The organism is Kitasatospora sp. NE20-6 (assembly GCF_045862635.1).
In genome coordinates, this window is the sequence record NZ_BPRL01000002.1 from 298,302 (window position 1) to 310,963 (window position 12,662).

Sequence of the window (12,662 nt, forward strand, 5' to 3'; positions counted from 1 at the left end):
AGTACCACGCCGTGCCCACCGCCCCCCTGGCCCCGCTGCGCCGGGTCTGGCCGTATCTGCTCGTCGCCCCCACCCTGGTGGGCGCGGCGTACCTCCTGGTCTACCCGCTCGTCCGCAACCTGCTGATGTCGTTCCAGCACTTCCGGCTCGCCGAACTCATCCGCGGCGGTGCGCCGTTCGTCGGCACCGACAACTACGCCGAGGTGCTGTCCGACCCCGAGTTCTGGACCGTGGTGCGCCGCACCCTCGTCTGGACGGCCCTCAACACCGTGCTGATCACCGGGATCGGCACCCTCATAGCCCTCATGCTCGTACGCCTCGGGCGGCGGATGCGGCTCGCGGTGATGAGCGCGCTCGTCCTCGCCTGGGCCACCCCGGTGATCGCCGCGACCACCATCTTCCAGTGGCTGTTCCAGTCCCGCTTCGGAGTGGTCAACTGGCTACTTGACCAGTTGGGGCTGCACGGGTACCGCGAGTACGCCTGGTTCGCCCACAGCAACGCGACCTTCGCCATCCTCGTGATGCTGATCGTCTGGCAGTCCGTGCCGTTCGCCGCCCTCACGCTCTACGGCGGGCTCACCACCATCCCCGGCGAGCTCTACGAGTCCGCCACCATCGACGGCGCCGGCCCCTGGCAGACGTTCCGGCTCGTCACCTTCCCCACCCTGCGGCCGCTCTTCGCCCTCGTCACCTCGCTGGAGGTGATCTGGACCTTCAAGTGCTTCGCCCAGATCTGGGTGGTCAGCCAGGGCGGCCCGTACGGCGCCACCACCACCCTGCCCGTGTACGCCTTCCAGATCGCCCAGTCGCTGCACAAGTACGACCTCGGGTCGGCGGTCTCCACGCTCACCGTGCTGATCCTGCTCGCCGCCCTCGTCTTCAACCTGCGCCGCATGTTCCGCCAGGAAGGGGAAGCCCTGTGACCGCGCCCGCCGTCCCGGCCGCTCCCGCCGCACCGCCCGCCCCGGCCCCGCGGCCCGCCCGCGAAGCCCGTACCGCCAGGACCTCCGCGACCGCCCGCACCGTGCGCCGCGCCCTGCGCAGGCTGCCGCTCAACCTCGCCGCCCTCGCGGTGCTCGCGGTCTCGGCCTTCCCGGTCTACTGGATGGTCACCACCGCGTTCAAGCCGACCGCGGAGATCCAGGCGGACACCCCGACCTTCCTGCCGCTCCACCCGACGGTCGCGCACTTCCGCACCGCCGTCGACGCCGAGGGCTTCGGCACCTTCTGGCGCAACAGCCTCGCCGTCACCCTCGGGGCCGTGCTGCTCGCCCTCGTGGTGGCGCTCCTCGCCGCGTTCGCCGTCGGCCGGATGCGCTGGCGCGGCCGCCGGGCCTTCATCCTGCTCGTCTTCACCGCCCAGATGGCGCCCTGGGAAGCCCTGCTCATCCCGATGTACGTCATCGCCCGCGACACCGACATGCTCGACAGCCTGAGCATGCTCACCCTCGTCTACTTCATGACGACCCTGCCCTTCACCATCGTCACGCTGCGCGGCTTCCTCGCCTCCATCCCCGCCGAACTGGAGGAGGCCGCACTCGTCGACGGCTGCACCCGGCCGACCGCCTTCCGCCGCGTCACGCTGCCGCTGCTCGCCCCCGGCCTGCTCGCCACCTCGCTCTTCGGCTTCATCACCGCCTGGAACGAGTTCGCCTTCGCCAACACGCTCATCATCAAGAACCAGGACGCCCGCACCCTGCCCGTCTGGCTCTCCTCCTTCGCCAACGTCTTCGGCACCGACTGGGGCGCCACCATGGCCGCCTCCTCGCTCTTCATGCTGCCCGTCCTGCTGGTCTTCCTCGTCCTGCAGAAGAACGTCACCACCGGAATGACCGCCGGCGCCGTCAAGGGCTGACCGCGTCCGAACCCTCCCGGAGAGACCCGAACCCGTGATCATTCCGACTCCCGTCCACCTCGCCGCCGGCACCGGCCGGCTCACCCTCGACGCCCGCACCACCCTGAGCGCCGACGCCGCCGCCGAGGACGCCGCCCGCCTGCTGCGCACCCTGCTCGCCCCCGCCACCGGCCTCCCGTTCGTCCCCGCGGTCGAGGGCACCGTCGACCTCGCCGTCGACCCGGCCCTCGCCCCGGAGTGCGGAGAGGAGGGCTACCGGCTCACCGTCACCCCCGAGCGGGCCGTCCTGCGGGCCGCCCGGCCCGGCGGGCTCCTCAACGCCGTCCAGACCCTGCGCCAGCTCCTCCCCGCCGAGGCGCTCGCCGACCACCCGGTCACCGGCACCGCCTGGACACTGCCCTGCGTCACGATCACCGACCGCCCCCGCTACCCGTGGCGCGGCCTCATGGTCGACGCCGCCCGCCACTTCCAGCCGCTCGCGCACCTCCTGCGCACCGTCGACCGGATGGCCCTGCACCGGCTCAACGTCCTGCACCTGCACCTGACGGACGACCAGGGCTGGCGGATGCCCGTCGACGCGTACCCGCTGCTCACCGAGGTCGGGTCCGTGCGGGCCCGGTCGATGATCGGCCACGCCGGCTCCACCCGCTACGACGACACCCCGCACGGCGGCGCCTACACCAAGGACGAGCTGCGCACCCTCGTGCGGTACGCCGCCGAACGCGGCGTCACCGTGATGCCCGAGATCGAGATGCCCGGCCACGCCCGCGCGGCCCTCGCCGCCTACCCGCACCTGGGCAACCGGCCCGAGCAGCGGCTCGACGTCTGGACGGAGTGGGGCGTCTGCCCCACCGTCCTCGGCGTGCACGACGCGGTGCTCGACTTCTGCCGCACCGTGCTCGACGAGGTGATGGAGATCTTCCCCTCCCCGTACGTGCACCTCGGCGGCGACGAGTGCCCCACCGAGGAGTGGGAGAACGGCCCCGCCGCCCTGGCGCGCACGGCCGAACTCGGCCTGCCCGCACCGAAGGCGCTGCACGGGTGGTTCCTCCGCCAGGTCGGCGCCCACCTGCTCGCCGCAGGGCGCCGCCCGGTCGTCTGGGCGGAGGACAGCACCTCCACCCTGCCGCCCGAGTTCACCGTGATGCCCTGGCGCGACGGCGACCACGGGCTGGCCGCCGCCCGCGCCGGCCACGACGTGGTGATGACCCCGCACCGCTCGACGTACCTCGACTACCCGCAGTCCGACCGTGCCGACGAACCGCTCGGGCAGGCCGGCGCCGTCGTCGACCTGCACACCGTGCACGCCAACGAGCCCGGCCCCGGGCACTGGACGGACGCCGAACGCGCCCGCGTGCTCGGCACCCAGGCCCAGCTGTGGAGCGAGTTCGTCGCCACCCCCGACCAGTTCGACTACCTGGCGTTCCCGCGGCTCCTGGCCCTCGCCGACCGCGCCTGGAACCCGGCCAGCGACTGGACCACCGACTTCCTGCCGACCCTGCGCGGCCACGCATCCCGCCTGGCCGCGCTGGGGATCCACCGCACCGCCCTGCTGTAAGCCCTGCACCGTGCAGCAGGTAGTCCCGTACCGCCCCCACAGGAAAGGGATCCACCGTGTCAGGAAAGCTCCGCATCCCGCGCCGCACCCGCGCTGCGCTGGCCGTCTGCACCGCCGCCGGCCTCGCCGGCGCGGCGCTGGTCACCGCCCCCACCGCGTCCGCGGCCGAGGCCCTGAGCGTGCAGTACCGCACCAGCGCCACCGGTGCCACCGCCGACCAGGTCGAGCCGTGGTTCGAGGTGGTCAACACCGGCTCCACCACCGTGCCGCTCTCCGACCTGAAGCTGCGCTACTACTTCAAGTCGGACGGTCCGTCGGTCTCCTACCGCTTCGCCTGCTCGTGGGCGGTCAAGGGTTGTGGGAACATCACCGGCACGTTCGGCACCCTGGCCAGCCCCACGGCCACCGCCGACCGCTACCTGGAGATCGGCTTCACCTCCGGCGCAGGCTCGCTCGCCCCCGGTCAGAACACCGGCGACATGCAGCTGCGCTTCTACCGCGCCGACTGGCAGACCCTGACCCAGTCGGACGACTACTCGTTCAGCGGCACGCAGACCGCGTACGCGAACTGGAACAAGGTCACGCTGCAGCGTGCGGGCGCGCTCGTCTGGGGCACCGCCCCGGCCGGGAACAACCCCACCACGCCGCCCACCACGCCCCCGACCAACCCGCCCACCACGCCGCCGACCGACCCCAACGCCCCGGCGCTGTTCGACGACTTCAGCTACACCAGCAGCACCGAGCCGGCCGTGCAGCAGCACGGCTGGACGGTGAAGTCGGGCCAGGGCGGCCCGGGTGTGCCCGGCGCGACGTGGTCGCCGGCCGACATCACCTTCAGCAACTCGATCATGAACCTGCGGCTCACCACCAACGGCACCGCGGCGGGTACCAAGGAGACCGAACTCCAGACCACCGCACAGAAGTTCAAGTTCGGCACGTACGCGGCCCGGGTGAAGTTCGACGACACCCCGACCGGCGGCCCCGACGGCGACCACGTCAACCAGACGTTCTTCGCCTTCACGCCGCTCAACGCGCCGATGGACCCCAACTACGGCGAGCAGGACTTCGAGTACCTGCCGAACGGCGGCTGGGGCGAGCAGGGCAACATCATGTACGCCACGTCCTGGGAGACCTACAACCCGGACCCGTGGAACGCCGTCAACGCCCACACCGAGAGCCGCATCTCCTACGACGGCTGGCACGACCTGCAGATCACCATCGACTCCAACGCCATCACCTACTACATCGACGGCCAGGTCTTCGGCACCCACGGCGAGCCGTACCTGCCCGAGACCGGGCAGTTCATCGACTTCAACCACTGGCTGATCGACCTCAACGGCCAGACCAGCACCACCGCACGGTCGTACGACCAGCAGGTCGACTACGTGTACTTCGTCAAGGACCAGGTGCTCACCCCCGCCCAGGTGGCGGCGAAGGTCACCGGCTACCGCACGGCCGGCACGACGTTCACCGACACCGTTCCCGGTAGCTGACCCCCCGGCGGCGCCGTGCCGCCGGCAGCAGCTCCCCCAGGCCCGCCCGGCCTCCCTGCACCGCCGGGCGGGCCCCGGTGCGTCCGGGGCCGGCTGCGTTCCGTGCGGGGCGGGTGCGGGGCCGGCGCGGGGTGGGGTTCAGGCGGCCCGGTGGTACGCGGCGCCGTCCCGGGTGCGGACGAGCAGACCCGCCTCCACCAGGTAGCGGCGCAGCGCCGGGTGGTCGTCGTGGACCGTGCGCAGCACCTCGTTGACCTCCGCCTCGCGGTACGTCCGGCCGGGCTCGAAGAGCGTCCCGGCGAGGTGGGCGAGCAACTGCTCCCGGCGGGCCGCCCGGCGGGGCACGGCCGTCAGGCGCCCGTGCGAGAAGAGGGCCGCGATCTGCGGAGGAGCGGTGGAGAGGTGGTCGGGCATGCCGCCGAGCGTGCCCCGGCCGCCCGCCCGTGGGCAAGGGGTTTTCCGCGGTCGGCGCGCCCGTGCGCCCGGCACGGGGCAGCCACCCGGGCGACACGCTCCGCACACGGGCCGGTAACGCTTCCGCAAACCGTTCGGTCTACCGGCAGGTACCTCGGTAGACCTGCTCCTCGTCCGCTCTGCCCGCAGAGGACCCCGCCGGCGCGGGTGGCAGGACGAGGACCCGCAGCCGCTTCCCTCCGGCCGTCCTGCCGCCGCGCCACCACCTACCCAGGAGCACCCGTGCGCCGCGCCCTCGCCCTCACCCTCGTCCTCCTCGCCGGTGCCACCGGCTGTGCCGGAGGCCCGGCCGGTGCCGCCGCGCCGGTCGCGGCGTCCCCCGCGCAGGGCGGGGCGGGCGGGGCGGGCGTGTCCCGTGCACCGGCGTCGGGCGGTGCGGTGGCACCGGGCATCCTGCCGGAGCCCGACGCCGCCACCGCGGCGGCGTACGTCGCCGCGCTGGACGCGATCGATCCGGAGATCGTCGGCGGTCAGGCCGGCAAGGCCGTCGACCGGGGGCTGAACCAGTGCAGTTCGATCAGGCAGTACCCCGGCAACCGTCCGCGGCTGGTGGAGCTCACGCAGGTGCGCTTCACCGGCCCCGCCCACCCGGACGGCTTCGGGCCGGACACCGCCGCCAGAATCCTGGACGTCGTGCACGCCGGCCTCTGTCCGGCCTTCTGACCGGGGACGGCCCGCCTGCGGGCTCGGGCGCGGGCGCGGCGGGTCAGCGGATCAGCCCGCCGGGCGGGGCGGCGGGTCAGGCCACCCAGCCGGCGGTCAGACCGGTGACCGCGGAGCCGTCGAGGTCGGCGAGCTTGAGGCCGGTGAAGGCGCGGGCCCGCTCCGAGGTCTGCACCCGCAGCGGCGGGCGGTCCGCGCCGAGCACGCCGACGATCACGGCCGCCGCGTCGGCCGCCGACTGGGCCGAGGCGAACGCCTCCGCCGTACGGGCCAGGTAGGCGCGCAGGGCGGGCCCGTACGGCCCGGACTGCTCGGCGCGCTCCTCCAGGCCGTCACCCGCCCCCGCGGTGCGGGCGAACTCGCTGGCGACGGCGCCGGGCTCGACGACGGTCACGGCCACGCCGAGTCCGGCGGCGACGGGGTGCAGCGACTCCATGAAGCCCTCGACGGCGAACTTCGCCGCGCAGTACGCCTCGTTGAACGGCTGGCCGACGACGCCGCCCACGCTCGTGACCGTGACGAGCCGCCCGCGGGCGGCCCGCAGGTGCGGCATCGCGGCCTCGGTGACGGTCAGCACGCCGAAGAAGTTGACCTCCATGACCTCGCGGGCCCGGGCGACACCGTCCAGCTCCAGGGTGCCGACCCGGCCGGCCCCGGCGTTGTTGACGACGGCGTCGAGCCGTCCGTGGTCGGCGGCGACGGCCGCGACGCACGCCCGCGCCGACGCCGCGTCGGTGACGTCCAGCGGCCGGACCTCGATCCGTCCGGCCACCCCGGCCTCCTCCGCGGCGCGGCGCAGGGCCGTGCCGCGGCCGGGGTCGCGCATCGTCGCGACGACGTGCAGGCCGGCGCGGGCGGCGCCGATCGCGGTCTCCAGGCCGATGCCGCTGGAGGTGCCGGTGATCAGGACGACAGGGAGGTCGGTGGTCATGGGTGTGCCGCTCCGTACGGTCGGTGCGGGCCGGTCCGGCGGGGGCGGCCACGCGGTTTCGGGGTGCCCTCATCGTCGGTGCTGGAGTGCACTTCATGGCAAGTCGTCGTGCCGTGGAGGCCACTGGTGCAGCCGTCCGGAGGTGCCTGCACCGGGCGGGACGGGCCGGGGGCTACGGCGTGAGCCGGGCGGCGAGGACGGTGACGTCGTCGCGCTGCCAGTCGATGCCGTGCCGGTCGACGGCGAGGTAGAGGCCGGTGATGGCGCTCGCCGGGTCGTCGGCCCCCGGATCCTGCAGCACCCGCGCCACCCGGTCGGCGCCGAACTCCTCGCCGCGCGGTCCGCGCGCCTCGGTCAGGCCGTCGGTGGCGAGCACCAGCAGGTCGCCGGCGCCGAGCGAGGTCCGGGCGGTCCGCCACGGGCGGTCCGCGGGGTCGACCACCGCGCCGACCAGCGGTCCGGTGCCCCCCAGGTACTCCACCGTGCCGTCGGCCCGCCGCAGCACGGGCGGCTCGTGGCCGGCGTTGACCCACTCGACCGTGCCCGCGGCCGGGTCGACCACGACGACGGCGAGCGTGACGAACCGCTCGGCCTCCTCCGCCACCGCTCCCCACGCGGACTCCACCGCGACCCGGGGCCCGTGGCCGAGGCGCAGCGCCGAGGAGGCCCTCGCCTTGGCGGCCGCCCCGAGCAGCCCCGCCTGCACGCCGTGACCGGAGACGTCGCCCTGGACGAGGCCGGTGGCGCCGCCCGGCAGCGGCAGGACGTCCCAGAAGTCGCCGGCGACGAGGCCCTCCGCCGCGACCAGGTGCCCGGCGGCGTCGACCCCGGGGCCGGGGCCGGTGTGCGAGACGAGGAACTCGAAGACGCCGAGCGCCGCCTCGCCGTGCTGCACGAGCGCCTCGCGGTGACGGCGGGCGTCCCACCGCAGTTCCTTCATCCGGGTGTGGACCTGCTCCACCTCGGCGAAGACGCCGCCGAACCAGCCCGCGTGGGCGTGCGACCCGCCGCCGGTGTCGCCGCGCGCCGCCTCCTGCACCCGCCGCTCCAGGGCGGTCAGCGGCGTCACGAACCGCCGGGAGCCCAGCACGAACAGCAGGGCCACCGCGGTCAGCAGCACGGCCGTCAGCAGGGTGACGACCAGCAGCATGCTGCGGTGCTCCGACGAGGTGGCCGACTGGAGGGACCGCTGCTCCTCGATCAGCCGTTCGGTCATGTGCCCGGTGGTCGCGAGCAGCCGGTGCGGATCCCCCGCGTGGAGGGCCGCCGCGCTCACCCGGTCCGGTCCGGCGTACGCCGCCGGTGCGCCGGCCGGGTCCAGGCCGCTCAGCCAGGTGGCCAGTTCGTGCTCCAGCTGCGCGAGGTCGAGGTGGAGGCCGGGTACGGCGGTGGCCCGGCTGTTGAGCTCGGCGAACGTCTCGGCGGCGTCCGCGGTGCCGGCGTTCAGCTCGGCGAGGTAGAGCGGGTCGCCGGTCAGCAGGTAGCCGCGCTGCGAGGCGGCCTGCCCGTTGACCAGGCTGCCGAGGTGCCGGGCCGCGGTGGTGGCCGGATCCAGGCGTTCCCGGATCACCTCCACCGTCCTGGCGCTGCTGGCGTGCAGGTCGGCGAAGACGAGGCTGCCCACGGCGGGCGGGACGGCCAGCACGGCTGCGCCGAGCACGATCGCGGCCCGTGGCGAGAGGCCCGCCGAGGGGTTTCCCGACGGGCTGCGGCCGATCCGCATGGCACTTCTCCTGTCCTGACCGGCCGGAGCTGCGTCCCTGTGCTCCGTCGGTGTGTCGATGCTCCTTCGTCCCTCCGCGTCCGGGCGGGGCCCTCTTCCACCATGCGGGGTGCCGCCCCGGCGGTGCAGGGGCCGAAGGTCACCTGTGCCCGGGCACCGCCGGTGGCCGCGGGCCGCGCCGGGCGTCCCTCAGCCGGCGGACTCCGGTGCGTGGCGGCCGAGGGCCAGGCCGACGACGGCGCGCCAGCCCGCGGCCGGGGCGGCCGCCCGGGTGCCCGGCCGGTGCACCGGGACCAGGACCCGCAGGGCCCCCGGCCGGACGGTGCACGTGACGGGCGTGGGCAGGTGCAGGGCCTCGCCGTCGACGGCCACCGGGATGGTGGGTGCGGCGGAGCCGACGGTGACCTCCGGGGCGGTGAGCACGTGCAGGCCGTCCGCGCGGGTGCCGAGCACGGCGAGCTCGGCCGCCGCGGCGGCGCTGCCGACCCGCACGCCCACGACGCCCAGGACGCCCAGGTCGAGCCGGAGTCGCCGCCCGCCCGCGCCCGTCGGGCCCGGCAGGGTGTACGGGTTGTTGCTGATCAGCAGCGCCTGCTGGGACTCCAGCCGGGTGGTGCCCGCCGAGGCGTCGAGCGGGTGGCCGGTGTAGCCGAGCAGGAGGTCGGGCAGGGCGGCCAGGATCGTGCCGGTCTTGGCCCCGCGGTACTCCGGGCGCTGCACGATCTGCGCGTAGACGCCGAACGAGACGGTGTTGACGAAGGCCCGCCCGCCGGCCGTGCCCAGGTCGACCCGGAGCTCCTCGCCCTCGGTCAGCGCCTTCAGGGCGCGGGAGGGGTCGTCCCGGTCGAGGCCGAGGTCCATGGCGAAGTGGTTCCGGGTGCCGGCCGGGAGGGCGAGGAACAGCAGGCCGTGCTCGGCCGCGACCTCGGCCACCTGCGCGATCGTGCCGTCGCCGCCCGCGACGCCGAGCAGGTCGGCGCCCCCGGCCACCGCCCGGCGGGCGAGTTCGGCGACGTCCGTCTCCACGGTGGTGTCCAGCAGGACCACCCGGGCACCCAGCGCCTCGGCCTTGCCCACCAGGCCGAAGCGGCCGACCTTGCCGCCGCCGGACTTCGGGTTCATGATCAGCACCGGATGCCGCGGCGGGGCGCACGCCCGTGCGGGCATGCCGGACGGTGCCTCCACCCGGCGCACCGCGGCCTGACCGCAGGCCGTCGCCGCCGCCAGGAGGAGCAGCGCCGCCAGCGAGACCGGCCACAGGCCCGCACGGGCGTAGAGCACCACCACGGCCAGCGGCGCGCCCACCGCGAGCACCCCGCCGGCCACGCGGACGGCACCGCGGTGCGCGAGCGCCCACCAGGCCCCGGCACCGGCGAGGGCCAGCGCCGCCAGACCGAGGGCGGCGATCAGCAGGCCGGCCGCACCGGACTCCGCGGCCAGCACCACCACGGCGGCGGCCGCGCAGACCAGGGCGAGCCGGGCGAGCCGCCGGGCGGGCGCCGGTGCACGGGAGGGGGAGGGTGCCATCGCGCTCCTTCGGTCCACCCCGATGATGACTCCTCGCCCGCCCCCGCGCGTGTCCACCACGCGGGCGGGGCCGCACGCCGCGGCCCCCCGCACCGGCCCGGGGCGGGGGGCCGCGGCGGGCCGGCCGGTCCCGGGCAGGAGTCCGCCGGGACGTGGCCGCGCATGCCGAGCTGCGCGCACAGGGCGGCGACCAGGCCGACCACCCCGCACAGCAGCCAGATGCCGTTGTGGAACGCACCCCAGGCGAGCACCCCCAGGGTCGGGCCGAGGGCCATGCCGAGACCGAAGGTGGCCTGGTGCGCGGCGACGTACCGGGCCCGGACCGGGGCCGGATGGGTGGACGGGTGGGCGAACATCGTCGGGCCGCTGACCATCACCCCGGACACGAAGACGGCGGTGCAGAGGATGAGCACCACGCCGGAGCCCGCCTCCAGCCCGTACCCGGCCGCGCCGAGCGCCATCAGCGCGGTGCCGACCGCGCCCGCCAGGTACGGCTTCCAGTGCCGCACGTAGCTGGTGATCTTCAGCTCGCAGGTGATGAGGATCAGGGAGGAGGCGGTGAGCACCATGCTGTACAGGCCGGTGGAGTGGCCGTCGGCGGTGATCTTCAGCGGCAGGGCGACGGTGCACTGCACGTAGATCACCGAACCCAGCAGCACCGACGCCAGGAAGAGCAGGTACTTGTGGTCCCGGGCGAGCACCGCGTACGCGGAGCCCCGGGACGGCACGGGCCTGGCGTCGGCCGGCTCGTCGGCGCCGCCGGCCGTGGCGGCCTCCGCCGGCGGCTCGGCGGGCAGCCGGGGCAGCAGGGCGAACGCCAGCGCGGCGTAGGCGATCGCGGTCGCCGCGTCCAGCCAGAACAGCAGGTCCCAGTCGACGAGGATCAGCCCGGCGGCGATCAGCGGGCTGATCGCCGCACCGATGTTGAGCGCGATCCGCAGCATGGAGAACGCCATCACCCGGAACTCCTGCGGCATCAGCTCGCTCAGCATGAGCGCCGCCGCCGGGCGGTACGCCTGGGTGGCCAGGCCCGCGGCGGCGACCGCGGCCAGCAGCAGCCCGAACATCGCGGGCCTGCTCAGGAAGGGGATGAGGCCGAGGATGGCCGCGGAGGCCGCCATCGCCCCGCCGATGGTGGTCCGCGGGCCCAGCCGGTGCGTCAGCTCGCCACCGAGCAGCGTGCCGAGCACCGCGCCCGCGCTGTACGCCGTGAGGGCCAGCCCGGCCCGGCCGAACGACATGCCGCGCGCCGTCAGGTACAGCACCAGGAAGGTCTGGACGAAGGCGCCCATCTGGTTCACGAGCACGCCGCCCAGCAGGTACCGGACCGGCGCGGGCGTCGCCCGGAGCGCCGCGAGGACGCCGGGCGGGCGGGCCTCCGGCTCGGTCTTCGTCGCAGTCGTCACACTCACAGCTCTGCCCTCGTCTCCTCGGATCCCGTATGCGGCCTCGCCTCTGACGGAGCGGCGCGGAGCGCCACCGGGCACCCCGCGCCGCCGTCCGTCCCATTGCAGCCCGCCGGCCGGTTGATCGACACCGCCGGGCGGAACCGCCGATCAATCAGTCCGCGAACACGCCGTTGAGGGTGCCGAAGTCCAGCGCGCCCTCCAGCGCGCCGTAGCCGCCCTCGGTGAGGAGCTCGACGGCAGCCCGGTGCACGGCGGAGTACGCGGCCTGGGTGACGGCCGTGCCCACGCTGACCCGGCGCACGCCGGCCGCGGCGAGCGCGGCGACCCCGGGCCCGCCCGGCCCCGCCATCGCGTTGACCGGCAGCGGCGACCGCCCGGCCAGCACGGCGAGGGTGTCGAGGTCGAGCAGGCCGGGCACGAACAGCGAGTCGGCGCCCGCCTCGGCGTACACCTTCGCCCGGGCCAGCACGTCGTCCAGCCGGCCCTCGGGCGCGCCGATCCCGAACAGGAACACGTCGGTCCGCACGTTGACCACCAGCTCCGGCAGGCCCGCACGGGCGGCCGCCTCGCGGGCCGCCCGCAGCCGCGCCGCCTGCTCCTCCGGGCCGAACAGCCCGCCACCGGGAGCCCCGGAGTCCTCCAGGTTCACCCCGACCGCGCCCGCCGCCACGACCGCCTCCACGGTCGCCGCGACATCCTCCGGCGCGGGGCCGTACCCGCCCTCGACGTCGGCGGTCACCGGCACGTCGACGGCGGCGGCGATCCGCCGCACCTGCTCGACCATCTCGTCCCGGGTCAGCCGCTCCCCGTCGGGGCGGCCGAGCGACCACGAGACACCGCCGCTGGTCGTGGCGACGGCCCTGGCCCCGGCCCGGGCGATCAGCACGGCGCTGCCCGCGTCCCACGCGTTGGGGAGGACGAGCACCCCGTCGGCGTGCAGGGCGCGGAGGGTGTCCGCCTTGGCCTTCTGGTTCTGCATTGCGTCAGTTCTCTCTTCTCGATGGTGTGTGTCCGCAGGCCCGCGCCGAC

The 12,662-nt window shown here is 75.0% G+C and carries 11 protein-coding genes; 5 read left to right on the forward strand and 6 right to left on the reverse strand.

The window, feature by feature from the left end; translation table 11 throughout:
- The first annotated feature begins 11 nt into the window (after positions 1-11).
- The 4 genes from SNE206_RS02010 to SNE206_RS02025 are packed head-to-tail and all read left to right on the forward strand — an operon-like array spanning position 12 to position 4,906.
- Positions 12-923 carry a carbohydrate ABC transporter permease gene (locus SNE206_RS02010; protein ID WP_405010286.1) on the forward strand — a complete coding sequence of 304 codons (912 nt, stop codon included), beginning with the start codon at positions 12-14 and terminating at the stop codon, positions 921-923.
- On the forward strand, positions 920-1,855 hold the full coding sequence (locus SNE206_RS02015) for a carbohydrate ABC transporter permease (protein ID WP_407911551.1): 936 nt from the start codon (positions 920-922) through the stop codon (positions 1,853-1,855). The genes SNE206_RS02010 and SNE206_RS02015 overlap by 4 nt, the downstream gene beginning before the upstream one ends.
- 34 nt (positions 1,856-1,889) lie before the next feature.
- On the forward strand, positions 1,890-3,413 hold the full coding sequence (locus SNE206_RS02020; RefSeq protein ID WP_407911552.1) for a beta-N-acetylhexosaminidase: 1,524 nt from the start codon (positions 1,890-1,892) through the stop codon (positions 3,411-3,413).
- Between the two features lie 56 nt (positions 3,414-3,469).
- Positions 3,470-4,906: a cellulose binding domain-containing protein gene (locus SNE206_RS02025; RefSeq protein WP_407911553.1), complete on the forward strand. Its 1,437-nt coding sequence runs from the start codon at positions 3,470-3,472 to the stop codon at positions 4,904-4,906.
- Positions 4,907-5,044: 138 nt separating this feature from the next.
- Here SNE206_RS02025 and SNE206_RS02030 read toward each other — a convergent pair whose 3' ends face one another.
- Positions 5,045-5,320, reverse strand: a complete 276-nt coding sequence (locus SNE206_RS02030; RefSeq protein WP_407911554.1) for a DUF2087 domain-containing protein — start codon at positions 5,318-5,320, stop codon at positions 5,045-5,047.
- Positions 5,321-5,602: 282 nt separating this feature from the next.
- Here SNE206_RS02030 and SNE206_RS02035 point away from each other — a divergent pair, with 282 nt between their 5' ends.
- Positions 5,603-6,043 carry a hypothetical protein gene (locus tag SNE206_RS02035; protein ID WP_407911555.1) on the forward strand — a complete coding sequence of 147 codons (441 nt, stop codon included), beginning with the start codon at positions 5,603-5,605 and terminating at the stop codon, positions 6,041-6,043.
- Between the two features lie 76 nt (positions 6,044-6,119).
- Here SNE206_RS02035 and SNE206_RS02040 read toward each other — a convergent pair whose 3' ends face one another.
- From SNE206_RS02040 to SNE206_RS02060, 5 genes are all read right to left on the reverse strand, one after another.
- Positions 6,120-6,974, reverse strand: coding sequence for an SDR family NAD(P)-dependent oxidoreductase (locus tag SNE206_RS02040; RefSeq protein ID WP_407911556.1), 855 nt, complete (start codon positions 6,972-6,974; stop codon positions 6,120-6,122).
- Between the two features lie 172 nt (positions 6,975-7,146).
- A complete protein-coding gene (locus SNE206_RS02045; protein ID WP_407911557.1) occupies positions 7,147-8,697 on the reverse strand; it encodes a PP2C family protein-serine/threonine phosphatase in 1,551 nt (516 codons plus the stop codon).
- 189 nt (positions 8,698-8,886) lie between these two features.
- The gene (locus SNE206_RS02050) at positions 8,887-10,146 is read right to left on the reverse strand and encodes a diacylglycerol/lipid kinase family protein (RefSeq protein WP_407911617.1); all 1,260 of its coding nucleotides are present in this window, start codon (positions 10,144-10,146) and stop codon (positions 8,887-8,889) included.
- Positions 10,104-11,636: an MFS transporter gene (locus SNE206_RS02055; protein ID WP_407911558.1), complete on the reverse strand. Its 1,533-nt coding sequence runs from the start codon at positions 11,634-11,636 to the stop codon at positions 10,104-10,106. Before SNE206_RS02055 ends, SNE206_RS02050 begins: the two co-directional genes overlap by 43 nt.
- 148 nt (positions 11,637-11,784) lie before the next feature.
- Positions 11,785-12,612 (reverse strand): isocitrate lyase/phosphoenolpyruvate mutase family protein, encoded by an 828-nt coding sequence (locus SNE206_RS02060; RefSeq protein WP_407911559.1) that lies wholly within the window; start codon positions 12,610-12,612, stop codon positions 11,785-11,787.
- Positions 12,613-12,662 lie beyond the last annotated feature (50 nt).